General features: G+C 71.2%; 18 protein-coding genes, 1 tRNA gene and 2 pseudogenes. 9 read left to right on the forward strand and 12 right to left on the reverse strand.

The window, feature by feature from the left end; all coding sequences use genetic code 11:
- Positions 1-78: 78 nt before the first annotated feature.
- The 4 genes and pseudogenes from CGL27_RS29495 to CGL27_RS29510 form a co-directional block, all read right to left on the reverse strand.
- Positions 79-1,056 (reverse strand): ribose-phosphate diphosphokinase, encoded by a 978-nt coding sequence (locus CGL27_RS29495; protein WP_078643163.1) that lies wholly within the window; start codon positions 1,054-1,056, stop codon positions 79-81.
- Positions 1,057-1,127: 71 nt separating this feature from the next.
- Entirely contained in the window at positions 1,128-2,585 is a 1,458-nt protein-coding gene (glmU, locus tag CGL27_RS29500; protein WP_119991107.1) for a bifunctional UDP-N-acetylglucosamine diphosphorylase/glucosamine-1-phosphate N-acetyltransferase GlmU, read from the reverse strand.
- A 107-nt stretch (positions 2,586-2,692) separates the two neighbouring features.
- Positions 2,693-2,764 (reverse strand) — tRNA-Gln (locus CGL27_RS29505).
- Between the two features lie 138 nt (positions 2,765-2,902).
- A pseudogene (locus CGL27_RS29510) lies at positions 2,903-3,247 on the reverse strand (hypothetical protein); the annotation flags it as partial.
- A gap of 189 nt (positions 3,248-3,436) precedes the next feature.
- On the opposite strand from CGL27_RS29510, the pseudogene CGL27_RS29515 reads away from it, so the two are divergent.
- Positions 3,437-5,019, forward strand: a pseudogene (locus CGL27_RS29515) (histidine kinase).
- 36 nt (positions 5,020-5,055) lie between these two features.
- Here the strand turns inward: CGL27_RS29515 and CGL27_RS29520 are convergent.
- Both CGL27_RS29520 and CGL27_RS29525 read right to left on the reverse strand, forming a co-directional pair.
- A complete protein-coding gene (locus CGL27_RS29520) occupies positions 5,056-5,628 on the reverse strand; it encodes an SUKH-3 domain-containing protein (RefSeq protein ID WP_237299163.1) in 573 nt (190 codons plus the stop codon).
- Complete coding sequence (locus CGL27_RS29525) at positions 5,625-6,146, reverse strand: YwqJ-related putative deaminase (protein WP_078643166.1); 522 nt, start codon at positions 6,144-6,146, stop codon at positions 5,625-5,627. The genes CGL27_RS29520 and CGL27_RS29525 overlap by 4 nt, the downstream gene beginning before the upstream one ends.
- Before the next feature lie 196 nt (positions 6,147-6,342).
- Between CGL27_RS29525 and CGL27_RS29530 the strand changes: the two genes are divergently transcribed.
- The 3 genes from CGL27_RS29530 to CGL27_RS50260 all read left to right on the forward strand — a co-directional run bounded on the left by CGL27_RS29530 (position 6,343) and on the right by CGL27_RS50260 (position 11,664).
- Complete coding sequence (locus tag CGL27_RS29530) at positions 6,343-7,320, forward strand: HNH endonuclease (RefSeq protein ID WP_078643167.1); 978 nt, start codon at positions 6,343-6,345, stop codon at positions 7,318-7,320.
- Between the two features lie 5 nt (positions 7,321-7,325).
- Positions 7,326-10,532: an SUKH-4 family immunity protein gene (locus tag CGL27_RS29535; protein WP_119991109.1), complete on the forward strand. Its 3,207-nt coding sequence runs from the start codon at positions 7,326-7,328 to the stop codon at positions 10,530-10,532.
- Between the two features lie 211 nt (positions 10,533-10,743).
- A complete protein-coding gene (locus tag CGL27_RS50260; protein ID WP_162953096.1) occupies positions 10,744-11,664 on the forward strand; it encodes a cellulose-binding protein in 921 nt (306 codons plus the stop codon).
- A 126-nt stretch (positions 11,665-11,790) separates the two neighbouring features.
- On the opposite strand, the gene CGL27_RS29550 is transcribed toward CGL27_RS50260, so the two are convergent.
- Positions 11,791-13,353, reverse strand: a complete 1,563-nt coding sequence (locus CGL27_RS29550) for an MDR family MFS transporter (RefSeq protein WP_240451013.1) — start codon at positions 13,351-13,353, stop codon at positions 11,791-11,793.
- Between the two features lie 468 nt (positions 13,354-13,821).
- Between CGL27_RS29550 and CGL27_RS29555 the strand changes: the two genes are divergently transcribed.
- The 3 genes from CGL27_RS29555 to CGL27_RS29565 all read left to right on the forward strand — a co-directional run bounded on the left by CGL27_RS29555 (position 13,822) and on the right by CGL27_RS29565 (position 18,930).
- The gene (locus tag CGL27_RS29555; RefSeq protein ID WP_078643171.1) at positions 13,822-14,610 is read left to right on the forward strand and encodes an ABC transporter ATP-binding protein; all 789 of its coding nucleotides are present in this window, start codon (positions 13,822-13,824) and stop codon (positions 14,608-14,610) included.
- Positions 14,607-17,177, forward strand: coding sequence for an FtsX-like permease family protein (locus tag CGL27_RS29560; protein ID WP_119991114.1), 2,571 nt, complete (start codon positions 14,607-14,609; stop codon positions 17,175-17,177). The genes CGL27_RS29555 and CGL27_RS29560 overlap by 4 nt, the downstream gene beginning before the upstream one ends.
- 766 nt (positions 17,178-17,943) lie before the next feature.
- Positions 17,944-18,930, forward strand: a complete 987-nt coding sequence (locus CGL27_RS29565; RefSeq protein WP_119991116.1) for an aldo/keto reductase — start codon at positions 17,944-17,946, stop codon at positions 18,928-18,930.
- A gap of 69 nt (positions 18,931-18,999) precedes the next feature.
- Here the strand turns inward: CGL27_RS29565 and CGL27_RS29570 are convergent, their stop codons facing one another.
- Entirely contained in the window at positions 19,000-20,172 is a 1,173-nt protein-coding gene (locus tag CGL27_RS29570) for a PP2C family protein-serine/threonine phosphatase (protein ID WP_162953327.1), read from the reverse strand.
- A 108-nt stretch (positions 20,173-20,280) separates the two neighbouring features.
- Here CGL27_RS29570 and CGL27_RS29575 point away from each other — a divergent pair, with 108 nt between their 5' ends.
- The gene (locus CGL27_RS29575) at positions 20,281-20,487 is read left to right on the forward strand and encodes a hypothetical protein (protein ID WP_240450682.1); all 207 of its coding nucleotides are present in this window, start codon (positions 20,281-20,283) and stop codon (positions 20,485-20,487) included.
- A 113-nt stretch (positions 20,488-20,600) separates the two neighbouring features.
- Here CGL27_RS29575 and CGL27_RS29580 read toward each other — a convergent pair whose 3' ends face one another.
- Together CGL27_RS29580 and CGL27_RS29585 are read right to left on the reverse strand one after the other, a co-directional pair.
- The gene (locus tag CGL27_RS29580) at positions 20,601-21,599 is read right to left on the reverse strand and encodes a DNA-3-methyladenine glycosylase (RefSeq protein WP_119991120.1); all 999 of its coding nucleotides are present in this window, start codon (positions 21,597-21,599) and stop codon (positions 20,601-20,603) included.
- Positions 21,600-21,601: 2 nt separating this feature from the next.
- Positions 21,602-21,973: a VOC family protein gene (locus CGL27_RS29585; protein ID WP_119991122.1), complete on the reverse strand. Its 372-nt coding sequence runs from the start codon at positions 21,971-21,973 to the stop codon at positions 21,602-21,604.
- Positions 21,974-22,055: 82 nt separating this feature from the next.
- On the opposite strand from CGL27_RS29585, the gene CGL27_RS29590 reads away from it, so the two are divergent.
- Positions 22,056-22,517: a MarR family transcriptional regulator gene (locus tag CGL27_RS29590; protein ID WP_119991124.1), complete on the forward strand. Its 462-nt coding sequence runs from the start codon at positions 22,056-22,058 to the stop codon at positions 22,515-22,517.
- A gap of 6 nt (positions 22,518-22,523) precedes the next feature.
- Here the strand turns inward: CGL27_RS29590 and CGL27_RS29595 are convergent, their stop codons facing one another.
- Both CGL27_RS29595 and CGL27_RS29600 read right to left on the reverse strand, forming a co-directional pair.
- Positions 22,524-22,838 (reverse strand): gas vesicle protein K, encoded by a 315-nt coding sequence (locus CGL27_RS29595; protein WP_119991126.1) that lies wholly within the window; start codon positions 22,836-22,838, stop codon positions 22,524-22,526.
- The gene (locus CGL27_RS29600; protein ID WP_078647615.1) at positions 22,835-23,068 is read right to left on the reverse strand and encodes a gas vesicle protein; all 234 of its coding nucleotides are present in this window, start codon (positions 23,066-23,068) and stop codon (positions 22,835-22,837) included. Before CGL27_RS29600 ends, CGL27_RS29595 begins: the two co-directional genes overlap by 4 nt.
- Positions 23,069-23,089 lie beyond the last annotated feature (21 nt).

Consider the following 23,089-nt stretch of genomic DNA (forward strand, 5'->3'; position numbering starts at 1 on the left):
CCCCACAACTCTACCAACGGCTGAGGCCACCCCCGTACGGGAGTGGCCTCAAGAACCGGTTCGGGAAGGTTAAGCCGCTCACGCCTGCTCCTCGAACAGGCTGGTCACCGAGCCGTCCTCGAAGACCTCCTGCACCGCGCGAGCGATCGTCGGCGCCATCGACAGCACCGTCACCTTGTCCAGCTCCACCTCGTTCGGAGTCGGCAGGGTATTGGTGAAGACGAACTCACTGACCTTGGAGTTCTTCAGCCGGTCCGCCGCCGGACCCGACAGCACACCATGCGTGGCCGTCACGATCACATCCTCCGCGCCGTTCGCGAACAGCGCGTCCGCCGCCGCACAGATGGTGCCACCCGTGTCGATCATGTCGTCGACCAGCACACACACCCGGCCCCGCACATCGCCGACCACCTCGTGCACCGTGACCTGATTGGCCACATCCGGATCCCGCCGCTTGTGCACGATCGCCAGCGGCGCGCCCAGCCGGTCGCACCAGCGGTCCGCGACCCGCACCCGGCCGGCGTCCGGCGACACCACGGTGAGCTTGGACCGGTCGACCTTGGCACCCACATAGTCCGCGAGCACCGGCAGCGCGAAGAGATGGTCCACCGGACCGTCGAAGAAGCCCTGGATCTGGTCCGTGTGCAGATCGACCGTGAGAATCCGGTCGGCACCCGCCGTCTTCAGCATGTCCGCGACCAGCCGCGCCGAGATGGGCTCACGGCCACGGTGCTTCTTGTCCTGACGGGCATAGCCGTAGAACGGAACGATCACCGTGATCGAGCGCGCGGAGGCCCGCTTCAGCGCATCGACCATGATGAGCTGCTCCATGATCCACTTATTGATCGGAGTCGTGTGGCTCTGGATCAAAAAGCAGTCGGCACCGCGCGCGGACTCCTGGAAGCGTACGTAGATCTCGCCGTTGGCGAAGTCGAATGCCTTGGTCGGGACCAAGCTGACGCCCAGCTCATGGGCGACCTCCTCGGCCAGCTCGGGGTGGGCGCGGCCGGAGAAGAACATCAGCTTCTTCTCGCCGGTCGTCTTGATCCCGGTCACAACAGGTCTCCTTGGATGTCACTTTGGTGCACTTCTCACCGTACGCCCCGTACGACGTACCTGTGCAGATGTCACTGCTGGCCCTCGTCCTCCTGACGAGCGGCCTCGGCGGCCCGTGCCGCGGCACTTCCGGGGCGCTTGCGGGCGACCCAGCCCTCGATGTTCCGCTGCTGTCCGCGTGCGACGGCGAGCGAGCCCGGGGGCACATCCTTGGTGATGACCGATCCGGCGGCGGTGTAAGCGCCGTCCCCGATCGTGACGGGAGCCACAAGCATGTTGTCGGCTCCGGTCCGGCAGTGGCTGCCGATGGTGGTGTGGTGCTTGTTCACACCGTCGTAGTTCACGAAGACGCTCGCGGCACCGATGTTGGTCTGCTCACCGATCGTCGCATCGCCCACATAGGACAGATGCGGCACCTTGGTGCCCTCGCCGATCGTGGCGTTCTTCATCTCCACGTACGTACCCGCCTTGGCCCTCGCACCCAGCCGGGTCCCGGGACGCAGATACGCGTACGGCCCCACACTCGCCCCCGCGCCGACCACCGCGCCGTCCGCGACGGTGAACGCCACGACCGCGCCCGCGCCGACCGTGGTGTCGGTGAGCCGGGAATTCGGCCCCACCTCGGCATTCGCGGCCAGATGAGTGGCCCCCAGCAACTGGGTACCGGGGTGCACCAGCGCATCCGGCTCGAACGTGGTCATCACATCGATCCAGGTGGTGGCCGGATCGACGACGGTCACCCCGCTCAGCATCGCGCGCTCCAGCAGCCGGTCGTTCAGCAGCCTGCGCGCCTCCGCCAACTGCACACGGTTGTTGATCCCGACGATCTCCCGGTGATCCGCCGCCACGCACGCGCCCACCCGGTGCCCGGCCTCGCGCAGAATGCCGAGCACATCGGTGAGGTACTCCTCACCCTGGCTGTTGTCGGTGCGCACCTTGCCGAGGGCGTCGGTGAGCAGCTGCGCGTCGAAGGCGAAGACCCCGGAATTGATCTCGCGGATCGCGCGCTGCGTGTCGGTCGCGTCCTTGTGCTCCACGATCGCGGTGACGGCGCCGCTCGCGTCGTCCCGCACGATCCGGCCGTAACCGGTGGCGTCGGGGACCTCGGCGGTCAGCACGGTCACGGCGTTCCCGTCGCCGGAATGCGCCGCGGCGAGCCGCTGGAGCGTCCCGCCGGTCAGCAGCGGCGTGTCACCGCAGACGACGATCACGGTGCCGTCGAGGGCGACCCCGCTGTCGGACAGCTCCTCCAGACCCATCCGGACGGCGTGCCCGGTGCCGTTCTGCTCATGCTGGACGGCGGTGCGCGCCTCGGCGTCGATCTCGGCCAGATGCGCGGAGACCTGCTCCCGGGCGTGGCCGACCACGACGACGAGATGCTCGGGCGAGAGCTCACGGGAGGCGGCGACGACGTGCCCGACGAGGGAGCGGCCGCAGAGGGCGTGCAGAACCTTCGGGGTCGCCGATTTCATGCGGGTGCCCTCACCCGCTGCGAGGACGACGACGGCTGCCGGGCGGTTGGCGCTCACGGGTGTGCCCTTCGGCTTCGGGGGTGGACACCCGCAGGATACCGAGAGGTTTCCGGGCGGAAAGGAAGGAGGGTCCCGAGCCGGACGGTCAGGACCCGAACTTGAAGCTCCCCCGCCAGGACTCGAACCCGGACTAATGGCACCAAAAGCCACTGTGCTGCCCATTACACCACAGGGGAGGGTAAATGACCCAAATCGGACATCCCGTTAGTCTGTCGACTGGGCCCCCACCACTATGCCGTACCACCAGCCTTCAATGCGACGGTATAGGTCAGCGCTGTTGATCACGCGGACTACGAGGCGGCCCCGATAGTCGTCGCCGACGCCTCCTCCCGGGTGCGGGGCGGCCGGTCCGGTTTCGGCAGGTCGCGGACCCGGAGCGAGATGGAGCTCTTGGAGCAGCCGAGCTCGAGCTGGATCCTGTCGTATGTCATCCCCTGCAGTCGCATCTCGCGCGCCCTGGCCCGGAGGTCGTCCTTGGCGTTGGGGCGCTTTGTCCACTCGGGTGGCGGTTCGCCCTCCAGGAGGCGGTTCAGGATGTCGTTGTTGCTCACCTTCAGCCGGTCGCGGATCTGTCGGCGGCTCATCCCCTCCTTTCGTAACGCGATCGCCCGTTCTCTCAGTTCTTCGAACGTGGTCGACCCGTCGAGGAGGCCGCCCATGCTGTCGCCGTCGCGGCGCCGTGGTTCGTTCATGGCCACAGGGTCGTTCGACATCCGGACGCGTTGGGTCGAAAACGTAGGCGATTCATTCGTTCGAGTTAAATGGGCGTTTTTACCTGATGTTCGAGTCTCTTGTGCGCCGCCGTGTCCCCGGGGAAAGCGCTGGCGCCCGGCCGTAGGCTGGTCGGCATGAGTTCGACGGGGGAAGAGGTGGCGGGCGCGCGGGGCGTGCCCGCGGGGCCGTGGTGGTGGTCGCGGCGGCGGAGTATGGGGCTCGATGTCCTGCTCGCCGTGGCGTCGGCGATCGAGTGTGCCGTAGAGGGTGTCGGTTTCGCCCATGATGCCCGGATTCCGGTTGTCGCCGGGGTGCTGATCGGGATGGTCGTCGGGGCCGCGCTGGTGTTGCGGCGGCGCTGGGCGATCGCCGTGGTGCTGATATCGATCGCGGTCACGCCCGCCGAAATGGGTGTGCTGCTCGGCGTCGTGGGGCTGTACACGCTGGCCTCGTCCGAGGCGCCGCGCCGGATCACGGCGCTGCTGGCCGGGATGGCGGCGGTGGGGAGCTTCCTCGTCACGGTGATCGGCCTTCGGCTGGACAATCCGCAGAGTGGTCTGGGGACCTCCGTGTGGGAGGCCCCGATGTTCGCCATGGTGCTCACCTTGGGGCTGACCGCTCCGCCGGTGCTGCTGGGGCTGTATGTCCGGGCCCGGCGGCGGCTGGTGGAGAGCCTGCGGGAGCGGGCGGACGGTCTGGAGCGGGAGCTGTCGCTGCTCGCGGAGCGGGCGGAGGAGCGGGCCGAGTGGGCGCGTAATGAGGAGCGGACCCGGATCGCGCGGGAGATGCATGACGTGGTGGCGCACCGGGTGAGCCTGATGGTGGTGCATGCGGCGGCGTTGCAGGCGGTGGCGCTCAAGGATCCGGAGAAGGCGTCGAAGAACGCGGCGCTGGTGGGCGATATGGGGCGGCAGGCGCTGACGGAGTTGCGGCAGATGCTGGGGGTACTGCGGTCGGAGGATGGTCTGCGGGCTCCGGGTGCGGCTTCGGCCGCCGTCGCTTCGGGGTCGGCGTCCGCCGCCGGGGCTCCCGTAGCCGATGCGGCCGCGTCTTCTGCCGATGCCGCCGGGTCGTCCACGGATGCCGCCAGGTCTTCTGCCGAGGAGCGGCCGCTGGCGTCGGTGGCGGCCGCGGCTTCGGCGGCGGCGCAGGCCGCGGGGTCGGCCGGGAGGGATGTGGGGGCGTTCGGGGGGCCGCGGCTGGCGGAGCTGGAGGCGCTGGTCGGGCAGTCCCGGGCGGCGGGGATGGCGGTGGAGCTGTCGGTGGAGGGTGAGGAGCGGCGGTATGCGGCTCCGGTGGAGCAGACGGCGTACCGAGTGGTGCAGGAGGCGCTGACCAACGTCCATAAGCATGCTCCGGGTGCGAGTGCCCGGGTTCGGGTGGCGCATCGTTCGGCCGAGATCGCGGTTCAGGTGGAGAACGGGCCGTCGGAGCGGGGCGCGGCGGATGCCGGGCTGCCGAGTGGGGGAATGGTCTGGTCGGGATGCGGGAGCGGGTGTCGACGCTCGGTGGGGGTTTTGTGTCGGGGGCCACGGAGGCGGGTGGCTTCCGTGTGTCGGCGGTCATCCCGGACGGCACGGATGATGACACGGATCACACCGACGGCATGGATGAGAAGGATCACATGGGCCGTGGGGATCGGCCGGAGGGGCGTCCGGTGGATGGCACCGCGGCCGGGGGCCGCGGCGGGGGTGTGGAGCGGGCGCAGAGCGCCTAGTGCCCGCGGCCGGTCGGATCGCGCGCGGTGCGCGGGTTATGCGCGGGTCAGCCTGGCCGGGAGCGCGCCGGTGACGAGGGTGCTGAGGGCGGCGTCCAGGGTGGGGCCGAGGTACCAGTCTCCGGTGTGGTCGAGGCTGTAGACCCGGCCTTCCGCGTCGATGGTCAGCAGTGCCTGGCCGTCGGATTCTTCACCCAGTGGGCAGATCTCGGTTTCGAGGGCGTGGCCCAGGTCGCCGAGGGTGCGGGCGAGGTGGAGGCCGTGCAGGGGGTCGATGCGGAAGGGGGTGGGGGCGATTTCGCGGCCCGCGCCGGGTGGCTGGATGTGGAGGCCGCCGAATTCCGCCCATGCCTCGACGGCGGCCGGGAAGACGGCGTGCCGGTGGCCTGCGGGGGAGGTGTGGGCGCGCAGGGTGTCGGCCCAGACTTCGGCGCGGTGCATGTCCCAGCGGCCGGGCTGCCAGCCGGCGTCGCGGAGGGCGGCGTCGACGGCGACGGAGAAGCGGGTGACGTCCAGGCGGTCGATGGGTTGGCGGGCCGGGCGTGTCGGCGGTGTCTGCGCTGCCCCCGGGGCCTGTGGTGCTTGTGGTGCCTGATGTGCCTGGTTCATGTGGTCTCACCCACCATCCGTACGCCGAAGTGGGCCAGCAGCGCGGTGCAGGACAGGCAGGGCGGGGCGTAGCTGCCGTGCTGGGGGTCGCCCGCCTCCCGGATCCTGCGGGTGGTGAGCTTGGCCTGTTTGAGGGAGCGGCGGGCCTCACCCTGGGTGAGCGGTTTGCGGGAGGCGCGCTTGGAGCGGCCTGCTTCGACGTTGGCAAGGTGGCGGGAGAGCAGGATCGCCTCGGGGCAGCGGCCGGTGAAGCGTTCGCGCTGGCCGCTGGCGAGTGCGTCGAGGAATTCCTGGACCAGTGGGTGGAGCGTCGGCGGCTGTTCGGCCTTGCCTCCGGTGCAGGTCAGCGTCTCGCCGCGGACGGACAGCGCGGCCGCGACGGCGGGCAGGATGCCGTCGCGGCGGCGGTTGAGCGGTGGCGGGCCGGCGTCGGGGTCGACGCTGCTCCATCTCAGCCGGGGGTCGCCGGCCGCGAGGGCGGCGCCGTCGCCGCCTCCGTTGCTCTGCGTGATGTGCATGTGGTGGATCCCTCCCTGTGCAATCCCCCGGTTGCAATGATCAGATTGCCAAATTCCGTGGGCGCTGCGGTAGTCCGGGCCTGAACGACCTGGTGGGAGCGGAGGCCGTCATGAGGGGGGATGGCCGCCCGGTTCGGCCGGTTGCGTCACCGCATAGGCTGTGCCCAGTAGCCAGCATCAGCAGGGGGCAACCGCCATGACGACAGGTCGGCTCGGGCAGCATGCCGCGCCACCGAACACGGCCTACGCCGGGCAGGTCGTGCACTTCCCGGATCCCGTCCGGGCCGCGCGCCACCCCAAGGGCGTCCGAGTGGACGAACAAGGCTTTCCGGACTTCTCGCCGTATGCGCGTGCGGCCGCCGAAATCGCCGAGCCGCCGGAGGGGTTCGGCGTCGACGAGCTTCGGCTGACGGACTATGTCTCGGCGAACGCGGCGCTGCACGCCACCGGCCATGAGCTGTGGAACGGGGCGTCGGCGGTGGCCACCCCGCACGGCTGGACCTGGCACCACGTGGTCGGCACCCGCCGCATGGAGCTGGTTCCGGTCGAGGTCAAGGCGCTGCTGCGGCATCACGGCGGGCTTGCGACGGCGCAGGTGGACCAGGAGAAGCGGGGCACCCGCCCGTTGCAGGAGACCCGGCCGATCCATGTGGGCCTGCCGCTGAGGGGCATTTCGGTCACCGAGGAGCAGGTGCTCGGCGTCGAGGAGGATCTGGGCTATCGGCTGCCCGAGTCGTATCGCGCCTTCCTCAAGGCGGCGGGCGGCTGCGCGCCGGTCGGCGCGGCGCTGGACCCAGAGCTGGGGCTGCTGATCGACCAGCCGTTCTTCACGGTGCGCGATGAGGCGGCGGTCAATGACCTCGTCTATATCAACAAGTGTCTGCGGGATCACTTCACCAAGGACTATCTGGGCGTGGGCTTCGTCCAGGGCGGTGTGATCGCGGTCAAGGTGAAGGGTGACGCGATCGGTTCGGTGTGGTTCTGTGCGTACGACGACGCGCGGGACCGTGACGGCTGGACGGTCCAGGAGCGGGTGGGGCGGCTGTTGCTGCCGTGCGGCGACGACTTCGACGCCTTCCTGGTCCGCCTGGCGGGCAATCCGCCGGAGCTGGAGACCGTGGCGAACCTGATGGTGGACGGTGGATTCGCGTACGCCGTCCCGGTGGAGGGGTGAGCGCGATGGTGACCTTCGCACAGGCGCAGGAGCGCGCGGAACTCTGGATCAACGGCGATGTGCCGGCCTATCAGCAGCGCGAGGCGCGGGTCCGGGAGTTCGATCTGGGCTTTGTGGTCTGGGCCGAGGACCGGGCGGACGGGCCGGTCTCGGGCCGGGGGGCCGAGGGCACGCGGATGGTGATCGCCCGCGACAGCGGCGAGACCACGCTGTGGCCGGGGCTTCCGGTGGGTGAGGTGATCCGCCGTTACGAGGAGCGGTACGGCACGACCGACGGCTCTCGTGACGAGTCCACCACTGGCCGACAAGAGCGCATCGACTTGAACGCGACGTCCTTCCTGCTCACTCCGCCGGAGTGGCTGCAGGAGGCGGCGGACGCGATGAGCGGCCGGTCCGAGGGGTCGGCGGACCTTCCCGGGCAGCGGCCGGGGGCGGAGCCGGGCGGCAGCGCGCCCGATGCCTCCGCGCCGGTGCCTTCCGTATCTTCCGCTCCTTCTGCCCCTTCCACTCCTTCCGCTTCTCCTGCTCCTTCCGCCGCTTCGGCTGCTTTGCCTCCGGAGGACGACTGGCCGTCGGCCGGTGGGCCCGGGGCCGGGCCCGGGGTGTCGGCACCCAGGATCTCGGGCGAGGACGACTGGCCGTCGGACGGCGGGTCGCGGAGCGCCGCGCCGGACGCGCCGCACAGCGCGCCGGGTGCGCCGCCTGTTCCGGGTGCGCCTGCTGCGCCTGGGCCCGTTCCGCCTGGGTCTGCTCCGGGTGCGCCTGTTCCGGGTGCGCCGCAGGGGCGGGGCGGGGCCGTGGACGACTGGCCGTCCGACGGTGTCGCGCGCCCGCTCGCGGCCGGCTCGCAGCAGGACGCCCGGCCCGGTCCCGGTGCCGCGTCCGGCGGTGAGGGCTGGCAGGGCGCGCCGCCTCCGCCCGGTGGGGCGGGCCCCGGCGGGGCGAGCCCGTGGGCCCCGCCCGCGCCGGACGCCGGTACGCCCTCCTCGGGGGGCCAGGCAGGCAACGCGGCCACGCCCGGCGACAGTACGCCGTGGGCCGGTACGGACATCAGGGGCGACGACGACCGCTCGGTCGCCCCGCCCGCCACGGTCTTCGCGCCGCCGCTCGCGGGCTCCGACGACGAGGACACTCCGCCGCCGGGGGTACGGCCCGACGCCAAGACCGAGTTGATGTCCGGCGGCAGCTCGCTGCCGCCCACGGCCGTCGCCCCGTCCCTCGACTTCCCGGCGCAGCAGGGCGGCCCCGGTGCCGCTCCGGGTGCCGGTGCCAACCCGGGTGACATCGCTGACGCCGCCACCCGCAAGGCGGGCGGCGGTGCGATGCCTCCGCCGCCCGGTGCGCCGGGGGCGCCCGGCGCCCGGCCGGGTGCGGACTCCACGCCTCCGCCGCCGTCCGGGCCCGGTGCCCCCGGCGCACCGGCCGGGGGGTACGTACCGACGCAACTGGTCTCGCAGCTCGGCCCCGACGGCCCCGGTGGCGGCCCGCAGCCGCCCGGCCCTCCTGGTCCGCCTGGCACTCCCGGTGCTCCCGGTGCGCAGGGTGGTGGGCAGACGCCGCCTCCGCCGGGTGCGCCCGGTACGCCCGGCGGCGGGGTGCACGCTGCCGCGACGATGCTCGCGGGTGGTCCGGGTGTGCCCGGCGGCCAGACGCCGCCCCCGGGTGCCCCGCAGCCGCCTGGTCCGCCCGGTCCGCCCGGCCCCCCTGGTCCTCCCGGGGTGCCTGGTGCCGGTCAGACGCCGCCTCCTGGTGCGCAGGGTGGTGGGCAGACGCCGCCTCCGCCGGGTGCGCCCGGTACGCCCGGCGGCGGGGTGCATGCCGCCGCGACGATGCTCGCGAGCGGTGGCCAGACGCCGCCCCCGGGTGCCCCGCAGCCGCCCGGCATGCCCGGCGCTCCGGGCCAGGGTGCCCCATCCGGCCCGCAGCCGCCCGGCCCACCCGGTGTCCCCGGTGCGGGTGGTCCGCATACGCCGCCGGGCGCGGCCGGGCCGCCGTATCCGGGTGGACCGGGCGCGCCGGGTGCCCCCGGCATGCCGCCGCCTGCCGGCGCTCCGGTTCAGGGCCTGGCCCCGCCGCCCGGCACACCCGCGCCGGGCACGCCTGCTCCAGGTATGCCCGCGCCCGGCACACCCGCCCCAGGGATGCCCGCCCCGGGTACGCCCGCTCCCGGCACGCCCGTGCCGGGTATGGGGTCGCAGCCCGGCTATGCGTATCCGCCGCCGCCCCCCGGTCAGCCGACCGTGGGTCCGGGCTATATGGCGGTGCTGCGCTACCGCGCGCAGGACGGTTCGGAGCAGCAGCTGATCCGCCGTTCGGCGCCCGGGACCCCGCATCCGGAGTGGCAGATCCTGCATGAGCTGCGGGCGATGAACGTGCCGCCGCAGCAGGTGCTGGAGCTGCACACCGAGTTGGAGTCCTGTGATCTGCCCGGTGGTTACTGCGCCCGGATGATCCGGGAGAGCTGGCCGCAGGTGCGGATCAGCCACACCGCTCCGTACGGCCGTGATCACGCGACCCGGCAGCAGGGTGTGCGTCATCTGCTGGAGCACCAGGGCGAACTGCACCAGGTGGCGGACGGCCCGGCTCGTCCGGCGCCGAACCGGGTGCCGTTGCCGCATCCCGGCCAGGTGCAGCCGATTCCGCCGGTGCCGCCGGAGGGGCTGGCGCATGAGCTGGGCCAGGCGTTCGGGCCGCAGGGCATCGTCCGCTTCGACCAGCGTGCGGTGTCGCGGATGGGTGTTCCGGAGGTGGTGGCGCAGACGCTGGTGTGGGCGGGGCTGCCGCTGGACTTCGGCCCGTTCTTCTGGGCGCAGGCGCAGGCGGGCCGTCCGGTGCCGACGCTGGCGGAGCTGGCGGCGGAGCGTGGGGTGCAGTCCGCGTCGGACGCGGGGTCGTACCTGGTCATGGGCAATGACTTCGGCCGTCAGCTGTGTGTGCAGTACGGCACGGCGAACATCGTGGCGGTGCCGCTGGAGGCGACGCCCCAGCCGACGCCGCCGCAGTTCGTGAACACCGGGCTGCCGGAGTTTGTGCGCTGTATGGCGCTGCTGGGCCGGATGTGGCGGCTGCGGTATGGGCTGACGCCGGACCAGGCGGGTCGTTGGACGGTGGACTTCCAGGCGCAGCTCGCGGGTCTGGACCCGGCGGCGTTGTCGGCTCCGGACAACTGGTGGGCGGTGCTGCTGGAGCAGATGTGGGACGGTCTGTTGTAGGTCCGTCCGCGCGGCTCTGACCGCGCGCACCGTATGAACGGCGATCGAGGCGCCCGACCCCCGTGACGGGGGCGGGCGCCTCGTCGTTGTTGTCACCGGCGGCGGTCCCGATCGGAGATATGGGCGGAGTGTCGCGTTATGGGGGATGAGAGGCCATCTATAAAGATGTGCGCCGAAGCGCGTTGCATACCGGACAAAAGGGGTTCCAAGGATGGGCGCATCGGTGTCACGTCAGGGCTTCACCATCGTCGGCGGGCGGGGCCGTGGCTACCGGCCCGCGCAGGTCGACCACTATGTGGTGGAGCTGTCCGAAGCGCGGGACGCGGCGTGGGAGCGCGCCGCGCGCCTCACCGTGCTGGCCAATGAGCTGACCGCCGAGGCGGAGCGGCTGCGTGAGGTGATCGCCCAACTGGCCCCCCAGACCTATGAGTCGCTCGGCGACCGGGCCCAGCTGATCCTCATGGCGGCCGAGGAGGAGGTCGTCTGTCTGCGGGCGGCGGCCGAGGCGTCGGCGCAGGAGGAGTGGGAGGCGGCGCAGGTCGTGGCCCGTACGGTGCGGGACGCCGCCCGTGACGAGGCCGAGCGGGTCCGCGAGGCCGCCGAGGTGGCGGCGCGCGCCACCTTGGAGTCGGCCCAGGTGGATGTGGACGAGCTGCGGGCCGTCTCGCGTCAGGACGCCAAGGAGTGGCGGGCCCAGGCGCTGGCGGAGCTGAAGGAGATGCGGCAGCGTGCCGCCGCGATCCTGGCCGAGCAGGAGCGGGAGCACGCCGAGCGGTGGGAGGCGGCGGGCCGTGAACTGGCCGAGCGGGACAGCGCGATGATGGCCCGGCTGGCCCAGGTGGAGGAGTACGCCCAGGCGACGCTCGCCGACGCCAAGCGGGAGTACGGGATGGCCGAGCAGGCCGCGCGGCTGCGGCAGGAGGACGCGCAGGCGCAGGCGGCGGAGATCATCGCCCAGGCGCGGGCCCGCGAGGAGCGCCTGGTGCGGGAGACGGAGCGGACGCTGCGCGAGCATGTGGAGCGGCGTGAGGACCTCAAGGCGCATCTGGAGCATGTGCGCGGCAGTCTGGCGGCGCTGACCGGTAAGCCGGTGGCGGCGGAGGACGCGGCGGCGCCGCGCCCCGAGTCCTGAGCGCACCGCCCGGCCTCGGGGGTGCGGCCCGGGGCACTGCCTGATCCGGGTGCCGTCCGGCCGGAGTGCCGGTCGGAGCATCGGTCAGTGCCGGTCGGAGTACCGGTCGCAGTGCCGTCGGCCCCGTCAGGATTCCGTCTCGGCCTCGGCTTCGGTACGGACCGGGAAGCGGCGCGGGGCGAGGAAGACCAGAACCAGCAGCGCCAGCAGCGCGGCGGTCGCCGAGCCCAGGTAGACGTGGTCGACGGCGGTGTCCACGGCCCGCCGCAGATAGTCGGCCGCCTGGTCGGTGAGGGTGCCGGGGTGTTCCAGGGCGCGGGAGACCGAGTCCAGGCTGTCGGGCAGCCCCGGCCGGATGGCGTCGGGGGCTTCGGTGAGCCGGGAGGCCAGGGTCGCGTTGGCGACGGCCCCGAAGAGCGCCGCCCCGAGGCTCTGGCCGACCTGGCGGCAGAAGAGGATCGAGGCGGTGGCGGTGCCGCGCTCGGCCCATCCCACGGACGACTGCACTCCGATGATCAGCGGCAGTTGGAAGAGTCCGAGGGCGCCCCCGAGCAGCAGCATGATCAGCGCGGGCTGCCAGGCGGCGCCCGGGTAGGGGAGGAGGGGGAAGGCGGCCAGGATCAGCGTGGCGGCGGCCATGCCGGTGATGGCGCAGCGCCGGAAGCCGACGCGGTTGTAGACGCGGCTGCTGAGCGCGGCCGCGATCGGCCAGCTCAGCGTCATCGTGGAGAGCACGAAACCGGCCGGTATGGGTCCGAGTCCCAGCACCGACTGGGCGTAGGTGGGCAGAAAGACGGTCGGGGCGATCATCAGCAGGCCGAGCGCGGCGAAGGCGAGGTTGACGGCCGAGATGGTGCGGCGGCGCCAGACCCAGCCGGGGATGATCGGTTCGGCGGCGCGCCGTTCGATCCATACGGTGGCCGCGGCGCATATGGCGGCGCCGCCGAGCATGGTGAGTGACGGGGCGGACAGCCAGTCCCAGGCCACTCCGCCCTGCACGAGGGCGGTGAGCAGCAGTCCGCCGGTGAGGAAGACGCCGAGCGCCCCGGCCCAGTCGATCCTGGGGCGGCCCTCCCGGTGCCGTCGCGGTTCGTGCAGATGGCGGGTGATGAGGAGGAACGCCAGGGCGCCGACCGGCAGGTTGATGAGGAAGATCCAGCGCCAGTCGGCGTATCCGGCGAGCACTCCGCCGATCGCGGGGCCCGCCACGGAGGAGAGTGCCCAGACGGAGGAGAGCCTGGCCTGTATCTTCGGGCGTTCCTTGAGCGGGTAGAGGTCGGCGGCGACGACCTGGATGGTGCCCTGGAGCGCCCCGCCGCCCAGTCCCTGGACGATCCGGAAGGCGATGAGGGAGGCCATGTTCCAGGCGGCGGCGCACAGCAGTGAGCCGATGAGGAAGACGACGATGCCCGCGAGCAGGATGGGTTTGCGGCCGAAGGTGTCGGAGAGCTTTCCGTACAGCGGCAGGGAGACGGTGACGGCGAGCAGATAGCCGGAGAAGAGCCAGGAGAAGACGGAGAAGCCGCCGAGGTCGCCGACGATCTGCGGTACGGCGGTGGAGATGATGGTCGAGTCGAGCGCGGCCAGCGCCATGCCGAGCATGAGGGCGGCGGCGACGGGGCGGCGGCTGCGGGGGGTGGGGGTGCCGGGGTGCGCCTGGGGTGCGGGGGGTTTGGGGTCAGCGTCCATCGGCCGTCGTGCGGTGCCGCCCACGGTGGCGCGCTCCCTTCGCCGGTACGTGCCGGCACGTGTCCCTGATGTTCGTGCGAGGGACTCCCGTACGCACGATTCTTGTACGACCCACGATTCCATGGCGGGACAGGCTGGGGGAAGAACGCATCCGGGCTGTCCAGAAGGCCCGGCTTGAGCCTGACGTGGCGGAAGGGTGCAGAATTTACCCCGAGTCCGGGTCAGCCTCAGGACTCACTCCCCTAGGGGATGCCCACCCTGTACTCCTACCCCCGGTTCGTCCGGGCGGATGAGGAGCCTGTCGTCCCGGCTTCATAAGGTTGCTACGGGCTGCGCGACCGAGGGGGTGGGGCTAGCCCTACCGCTGAGAGGGAGTCCTTCCCCATCGCGGAGGATCCCGGATCACGGCAATCTGGATGCCGTGATCGGGGAGCGACATCGCCGATCAAATACTCAAGGAGAACCAGCGTGACAACGGCTGTATCGATTCCCAGGACCGGGGGCAGCGGAGGACATACGGCCGTCGCCGCCCGTGCGCGTCAGGTGCTCAAGGCGTATGGCTCGGGGGAGACCCGGGTGGTCGCGCTGGACCATGTGGACGTGGACATCGCCCGCGGGCAGTACACCGCGATCATGGGCCCGTCCGGCTCCGGCAAGTCGACCCTGATGCACTGCCTGGCCGGTCTGGACACCGTCAGCTCCGGGCAGATCTTCATCGACGAGACCGAGATCACCGGGCTGAAGGACAAGAAGCTCACCAAGCTGCGCCGGGACCGGATCGGCTTCATCTTCCAGGCGTTCAACCTGCTGCCGACGCTCAGCGCGATCGAGAACATCACGCTGCCGATGGACATCGCGGGCCGTAAGCCCGACCGGGCCTGGCTGGACCGGGTGGTGGAGACCGTGGGCCTGGCCGGCCGGCTCAAGCACCGTCCGAACCAGCTCTCCGGCGGTCAGCAGCAGCGCGTCGCCGTGGCCCGCGCCCTCGCCGCCCGTCCCGAGATCATCTTCGGTGACGAGCCGACCGGAAACCTGGACTCGCGGGCCGGTGCCGAGGTGCTGGGCTTCCTCAAGCGGTCGGTGGACGAGCTGGGCCAGACCATCGTGATGGTCACCCATGACCCGGTCGCCGCCTCCTACGCCAACCGTGTGCTGTACCTGGCCGACGGCCGGATCGTCGACGAGATGTACAACCCGACGGCCGATCTGGTCCTGGAGCGGATGAAGCACTTCGACGCGCGGGGACGGGTGTCATGACCGTCTTCAAGACCTCACTGCGCAACTTCGTCGCCCACAAGGGGCGGATGGCGCTGTCCGCGATCGCCGTGCTGCTGTCGGTGGCGTTCGTCTGCGGCACGCTCGTCTTCACCGACACCACCAACGCCACGTTCGACAAGCTCTTCGCGAGCACCGCCTCCGATGTCACGGTCAGTCCGAAGGGCGCCGGCGACAGCGACACCCGGCAGGGCCGGATCCGTTCGCTGCCCGGTTCGGAGCTGGCGCGGCTGAAGCAGGTGGACGGCGTCAAGTCGGTGATCGGCGACGCCACCAGCCAGTCGATCACCGCCGCCGACCGGAACGACAACAGCATCGGCTCGGACTCCGGCGCCCCGACCATCGGCACCAACTGGGACCCGACCGAGACGCGCTCGGTCCAGATCACCTCGGGCCACGCGCCGCGCGGCCCGACCGAGGTGATGGTCGACGCCGACACCGCGAAGAACAAGAAGCTGAAGCTGGGCGACGAGATGCGGATCATCGCCATCCCCGGCGAGTTCCGCGCGAAGATCGTCGGCATTGCCACGTTCCAGGTGACCAACCCGGGCGCCACGCTGGTCTTCATGGACACCGACACCGCGCAGCGCAAGCTGCTCGGCGCTCCCGGGGTGTACTCCAGCTACCTGCTCACCGCCCAGCCGGGCGTCAGCCACGACCAGCTCAAGAAGAACGTGGTGGCCGACCTCGGCACCGCGGTGAAGGTGCAGACGAAGGCCGAGTCCAGCAAGGAGGCCGAGGACGACATCGGCTCGTTCCTGGATGTCATGAAGTACGCGATGCTCGGCTTCGCCGGGATCGCCGTCCTGGTCGGCATCTTCCTGATCGTCAACACCTTCTCGATGCTGGTCGCCCAGCGCACCCGTGAGATCGGCCTGATGCGGGCCATCGGCTCCAGCCGGAAGCAGATCAACCGGTCGGTGCTGATCGAGGCGCTGCTGCTGGGCATCGTGGGCTCGATCCTCGGTGTCCTCGGCGGGGTCGGCCTCGCGGTCGGCCTGATGAAGATCATGGGCAGCGCGGGGCTGCATCTGAGCACCGACCAGCTGACGGTGAAGCCCACCACGCCCATCATCGGCATCGGTATCGGCGTCATCGTCACCGTCATCGCGGCGTACATCCCCGCCCGCCGGGCCGGGAAGATCTCCCCGATGGCGGCCCTGCGCGACGCGGGCACCCCGGCGGACAGCAGGGCCGGATGGATCCGCGGCGTGATCGGCACCCTGCTCACCGCGGGTGGCGCGGCGTCCCTGGTGGTCGCGGGGAACGCGGACAAGGCGGTCGACGGCTCGATGTTCCTGGGCGTCGGCGTGGTGCTGACGCTCATCGGCTTCATCGTCATCGGCCCGCTGCTGGCCGGTCTGGTGGTCCGCGCGCTGGCCACCGTCGTCCTGCGGATCTTCGGCCCGGTCGGCCGGCTGGCGGAGCGCAACGCGCTGCGCAACCCGCGGCGCACCGGCGCCACCGGCGCGGCCCTGATGATCGGCCTGGCGCTGGTCGCCTGTCTGTCGGTGGTGGGCTCCTCGATGGTCGCCTCGGCCACCGATGAGCTGGACAAGTCGGTGGGCGCGGACTTCATCATCCAGTCCGACATGGGCCAGCCGATCACCGAGGGGATCGAGAAGTCGGTGCGCCAGGCCAAGGGCCTGAAGCACATCAGCGAGGCCAAGAACATCGACGGCGCCAAGCTCACCCTGCCGGACGGCAAGACGGTCACCAAGGACCTTTCGGCCGCCAACCCGACGTACGCGGAGGACCTGCGCACCCCGGTGGTCGAGGGTGATCTGGCCGCCGCGTACGGCAAGAACGCCATGTCGGTGCCGGAGGGCTTCGCCAAGGACCACAAGGTGAAGAAGGGCGACACCCTGACCGTCGCCTTCAAGGAGGGCCGGACCGCCAAGCTGACCGTCGCCGCGATCACCTCGGACGACGTCAGCCTCGACAAGGGCGCGATGTACCTCAACATCGCCACCGTCGAGAGCTATGTCCCCGCCAAGCTGATCCCGGCGGACGTCATGATGCTGGCGCAGGCCAAGGACGGCCAGGAGGACGCGGCGTACGCATCCCTCAAGGCCCAGCTCCACCACTACCCGTCGGTGAAGGTGCGCGACCAGACCGACTACAAGCAGGAGGTCAAGGACCAGGTCGGTCAGCTGCTCAACCTGGTCTACGGTCTGCTGGCGCTGGCGATCATCGTCGCCGTCCTCGGTGTGGTGAACACCCTGGCCCTGTCGGTGGTCGAGCGGACCCGTGAGATCGGCCTGATGCGCGCCATCGGCCTCTCCCGCCGCCAGATGCGCCGCATGATCCGGCTGGAGTCCGTGGTCATCGCGCTCTTCGGCGCGCTGCTGGGGCTGGGTCTTGGCATGGGCTGGGGAACCACGGCCCAGAAGCTGCTGGCGCTGGAGGGTCTGAAGACCCTGGAGATCCCGTGGCCGACGATTATCACGGTCTTCATCGGCTCGGCCGTGGTGGGTCTGATCGCGGCGCTGGTCCCGGCCTTCCGGGCGGCGCAGATGAATGTGCTGAACGCGATCGCCACGGAATAGCAAAGCCAACGGGGGAAATGAGGCCCGCTGCCTCTCCATGGGGGGAGGGGCAGAAGGGCGACCGGCCCGGTGTGCGACGGGGGAGCGCACCGGGCCGGTTTTTTCTGTGCACCGGGGGAAATTTGATCACCAGTCGTCATGCGGAAATACGCGATGAGCTCTCAGCGGATGTCGGGGCCCGATCGCGTGAGCGGGAATGTGCATGGGGACATCAACTGCGAGAATCGAGGCCGACTTCGCGGAGCGAGGCGCTCAGGTCAGCTGCGGCCCATCGGGTCGGTGATCTGCGCGGAATCGGTGGTGCCGTCGGCGTTGTGCCACAGACAGATGGACCCGGTGACATTGATCGGGAGGACCATGCCTCCGGAGGCCCGGCATTCGGCCTGGGTGAGCGGGGGGCGGGGAGCGGCCTGGGCCGTTCCTCCGATTCCCAGCGTGAGGGCGAGGGCTCCGAAGGTGGTTGCCGCGGCTAACGCAAGGCGACGAGACTGCATATCAGTACACTCCGATCCGGTGGACCTTCCACCGCAATGAGAAAGCTAGCCGGACCGGCTCGAAGAATTCACTAGAGCTGTGACCGCACGGTTCGGATGCGGAGGCGCACCGGCGTATTCCGGGCACAGCAGAACCGCCGCCCAGGTGCGCCCGCAGAATTCCGGCGCCATGTCAATGTATTCGTCGCCGATGGCCGAACTGGTCCGGTGGTCTGACTTGGAGTGCGCTCCAACTCCTAGCGTGATCGTCACGACCACGAGGGAGGTACCCGATGTCCGAACTGCCCACCCGCCGCCTGGGTGCGCTGACCGTCGCGGCCCAGGGCCTGGGCTGCATGGGAATGAGCCACGGCTACGGCGCCTCGGACGACGCCCAGTCGATCGCCACCCTCCATCGCGCCCTCGACCTCGGCGTCACGCTGCTGGACACCTCCGACTTCTACGGTGCCGGGCACAACGAGGAGCTGCTCGGCCGGGCCCTGGCCGGACGCCGGGAGCAGGCGGTCCTGGCCACCAAGTTCGGCTTCGCCAACCGGCTGGGGGAGCCGACCGCGATCCGGGGCGACGCCGCGTACGTCCGCCAGGCGTGCGACGCGTCGCTGCGGCGGCTCGGCGTCGACCACATCGACCTCTACTACCAGCACCGAGTGGACCCCGAGGTCCCCATCGAGGAGACCGTCGGCGCGATGGCCGAGCTGGTCCAGGCGGGCAAGGTGCGCCATCTCGGCCTGTCCGAGGCGGGCGCGGACACCATCCGCCGCGCCCACGCGGTGCACCCCATCGCGGCCCTGCAGAGCGAATGGTCGCTGTGGACGCGGGACCTGGAGCACGAGATCGCCCCGGTCTGCCGTGAGCTCGGCATCGGCCTCGTCCCCTTCTCCCCGCTCGGCCGCGGCTTCCTCACCGGCCGCTACACCTCGACCGAGGGCCTGCCGGAAGGCGATATGCGCCGCACCCAGCCCCGGTTCGCCGACGGCAACCTCGAAAAGAACCTGGCCATCGTCGGGAAGCTGAACGAACTGGCCGCCGAGAAGGGCGTCACCGCGGGCCGGCTCGCCCTCGCCTGGGTGCAGCACCGCGGCGACGACGTGGTTCCCATCCCGGGCACCCGGCGCCAGAGGTACCTCGAGGAGAACCTGACCGCCGCCACCCTGGAGCTGTCTCCCGAAGAGCTGGCCGCGATCGACGCCGCCGCCCCGGCCGACCAGGTCGCCGGCACCCGCTACGACGAGCGGAACCTCACCTTCGTCAACCGCTGATCCGCGCGGCGGTGATCACCGTGCCCGGCGCCTCCTGCTCCCCGTCCGGCGGCCGGCGGGCTGTGCCGACTACCGCTTCCCGTGGGCGGGGGAGGCTTGGCCGACGTCCGCGCCGGAGCTGACGTGCCGGTGGGTCTCCTGAGGGCCGTGCCAGTCCAGGCACAACACGGTGGCGTCGTCTTCCAGCTTGCCGCCCGCGGCGTCCAGGACCGCGCTGGTCAGTATCAGCACGGTCTCCCGCGGATGCAGGTGCCGGGTGCTCTTCAGCAGGGCGGCCAGATCCACCTTCTGCGCGTCGCGTTCGAGCATGCCGTCGGTGAGCATGATCAAACGATCGCCGGGGCGTAGACCGATGTCCTGAACGTGGTAGGAGTGGGCCGCGGGCACGGGCACCCCGAAGGGGGGATCCGCCTCGCAGGGGATCTCCTCCACGGCTCCCTCGCGTATGCGCAGCGGCAACGGGTGGCCGGCGTTGACGAGTTCTGTCCGCCCGGTGTGGAGGTAGACGCGCAGCAGCTGCCCGGTGGCGTGGCCGCGGCCATTGTCGGCCAAGGCCCGGTCGGCCTGCCGGGCCTGGTCGGTCAGGTCGGCTCCGGCGCGGCGGGCGCCGCGCAGGGCGCCCATGAGGACGGTGGCCGTCAGCGCGGAGTTGATGTCGTGGCCCATGGGGTCGGTCACCGAAAGGTGCAGGGTGTCCCGGTCCAGGGTGTAGTCAAAGGTGTCACCGCTGATCGTTTCCGAGGGTTCCAGACTCCCGCTCAGGGCGAACTGGGCGGCCTCACACGACAGCGACGACGGCAGGAGCTGGTATTGGATCTCGGCCGGCAGGGTGGGGGGCCTGGAGCGTTTGCCCCAGGTGTAGAGATCGGTGAAGCGTTGGTTGGCGATCACGATATAGGCCAGGACGTGCGCGGCTTCGCCGACCGCGGCGAGGATGCCCTTGCCGGGCTCGGTCGGCAGCAGCACCTCGAGCAGACCGATCGCGTCCCCACGATTGGTGACCGGGGCGATCACTCGGTGTCCCTGGCCGGTCGCGTCCTGATACAGGCGCTGGGTACGGATCACCGGCTCGTAGACGCTGCCGAACAGTTCGATCCGCTCCGCGGCCCGCCCGACTTCCTCGGTGGAGGCGATGGACAGGCGTGCCACCGCCTTCCCGGTCAGATCCAGGATGAGGAAAGAGACCTGCGTGGCGCCGAAGCGCCGCCGCAGGTCCTCGGCGACCACATCGACGGACTCCACCGGTGCCGCCGTCTCCGCCGCTGTCAGCAGGCGGGGGAGTTCACTGTGCCAACTCACAAGCCGGCTCCCTTCGTGCACCACCCCTCTCACCAGCCTAAACCTCTCAATGTGGGGGTCGCCCTCCATGGGCGCCAAGCCGGGCCTCGGACCGGCATCATCCTCACCTCGGAGGACATCGACGCCGACCACGCGACGCTGCGCTCGCGCGGCGTCGGCACCGATCCGGAGGTCCAGCGCTGGGGCGCCCCGGTGCCGCCGATGTTCAGCTTCCGGGACGGGGACGGCAACGCGCTGATGGTCGTCGAGAACGGCTGACCGCACCCGGCCGAGAGCCGGTGATGAGCCAGTGGTGAGTCGGTGGAAGAGCCGGTGGAAGAGCCGGTGGAGGAGCCGGTCCGCGACGGGAGCGGACCGGCTCTTCCGCGCGGCTACGACACGTGGCGGCCGATGCGCTCGGCGCGGACGCGCAGCAGGAGCGCGATCCAGCTGCGGTAGGGCCGCCAGCGGTCGGCGATCCCGGCCAGTCGGCTGATGTCGCCGGAGGCGGTCTCGTCGAGGCCGTACGCGGTGGCGATGGCCGCGTGCAGTCGCCGTTCGTGGTGCGGGAAGACGTCGGGGTGCCCGGCGCCGCGGATGAGGATGAGCTCGGCGGAGAACGGGCCGATGCCGGGAAGGGTGCGCAGCGCCGCGAGGGCGTCGTCCACCGGCATCGCGCGCAGCCGTGCGGCGTCGAGCGCACCGGCGTCGGCGGCCTCCGCCAGCGCGTGCAGCCGCTCGATCTTCACCTCGGTCAGACCGGGGACCCGGGTGATCGCGCGCAGCACCGGCGGGGCGGGGAAGGCGTGCAGGGTCCGGCCCGCGGCCTGGACCCGCCGTCCGTGCCGCTCGGCGAGGCGGGCCTTGATGGCGGCGGCCTGGGTCCTGCGGATGCGGTGGCCGATGACCGCCCACACGGCGGCTTCGTAGGGGGAGTGGAAGCACACCGGCCGGAGGCCCGGAAATTCCGCCATGAGCCCCGCCACCACGGGGTCGGCGGCGGCGAGGTCGGGGAAGCCGCTTCCGTCGACGTCGAGGGAAAGGATGCGGGCGAGCTGGGCCCGTACGGCCTCGTCGGGCCAGTACTCGGACTCGACGGATACGGGCCCGGGCCCGGCGGACGCGGGGTCCGCCGGGGAGCCGTCCAGGTCGCCGTCCGGTACGCCGGGATACACGGTGAACTCGGCCCGTACCGTGCCCGCTTCACCGTCCGCCGTCTCCTCCTGCCGCACCGCGGCGGCCACCGTCGAGTGGCCGTCGTCGGCGGGAAAGGCCAGGCGCAGCACCTCGTCCGCCGTGCCGGAATAGCTCGCGGGGGTGAAGTCCTCCAGGAAGCGGACGCTCGCCGCCAGCGAGAAGGGACCGGCCGGGGTGAGGGAGGCGGCGGTCACGATCAGCCTCCGTGTGCGGTGATGGTGTAGCCCTCGGGGCCGATGAAGGTGAACGTGCGGCCGAAGGGGCTGTCCTGCGGCGGGGCGACGATCGGCACCCCGGCGTCGGCGAGCTGGTCGTGCAGCGCCTGGGCGTCCGTGGTGCGGAACCACAGGGCCACGCCGAGACCGGGCCGCGCGACGTCGTCGAGCTCCACGCCCGGCAGCGGCTCGCGGACGGCGAACGGGATCGGCTGGGTGGTGAACACCACGGCACCGGGAGGCGAGGCCGGTGCCCGCCGCAGTCCGAGGTGCTTCTCGCAGAAGGCGGCCGCCGCCTCGACATCGCGTACCTGCAGGGCGATGAAGTCGGGGCCGTCAACGGTGGCGGTCATGGGTCCTCCCCAGTTGTTTGATGTCAGGACTTTGACATTCCCGGACTGTACGCACACCCCCTCCCCATGTCAAAATCCTGACATGGAAGACCGGACTCCCGTGGCCCCGCCGCACCCCGCTCACGACGTCACCGAACATGTGGGCTACCGCCTCAAGCGCGCCGCCGCGGCGCTGCGCGGCGCCATGGACAAGGCGCTGCGCGAACGCGGTCTGACGGTGCCGCAGTACGCCTGCCTGGAACTCCTCGACCAGCGGCCCGGCCTGTCCAACGCCGAACTCGCCCGGGGCACGTTCGTCACCCGGCAGTCCATGAACGTCGTCCTGCGCGGCCTCCAGGACGCGGATCTGATCACCCGGCCCGCCACCACCGACCACGGCCGCGCCCTCCCGGCCCACCTCACCGAGCGCGGTCGCGAACGGCTCGACGCCGCCCGGTCCGCCGTCTACGCCATCGAGCGGACGATGGTCGACGCCTTTCCGCAACGGCGCCTGGCCGCCCTCCTCGCCGACCTCGACCGGATGGCGGAAGCCCTCGGCGGCTGACCGGCCTCAGTCGCGGGGGAGCAGGGTGCCCAGGGGGCCGAGGTCCAGGTTGAGGTCCTCCGGCGTCAGTCCGTGCTGGTCGCACAGCTCCGCCATGCGCTGGTCGAGCAGCATCAGTGTGGTGCCGATGCGCTCGATCTGGCCGTCGGTGAGGCCGCCCGTGTCGATGCGGCGGATGGCCTGGCGCTCCATGAGCTGGCGGAGGAGTTCGACGACCGTCAGCACGAGGGCCACCAGGTCGCGGCCGACCGAGTCGCGGTCGATGTCGAGGTGGGTGGGGGCCGGGGAGGCCGAGGGAGTCGGGGGCGTCGGGGGGCTCATAGCGGGCCGCTGTCGGTCCACGGGGCCGGGACCCGCTCGTTGACCGAGGAGAGGAGGGCGTGCAGGGAGAGGCGGACGAGGGGGACCTCGGCGATCGCGATGACCAGGTCGCCGGTGACGACGACGCCGGTGGCGAGCACCCGGTCGAGGAGGTCCACGAGGGGGACGCCGAGCGGTCCGAGGGCCTCGGCGGGGGTGGCTCCCCATGCGGGGGCCTCTTTGCGGGCGATGTCGGCGGGGGCCGCTTCCCA

It is taken from the genome of Streptomyces sp. 11-1-2, from assembly GCF_003595545.1.
Taxonomy (GTDB): Bacteria; Actinomycetota; Actinomycetes; order Streptomycetales; family Streptomycetaceae; genus Streptomyces; species Streptomyces hygroscopicus_B.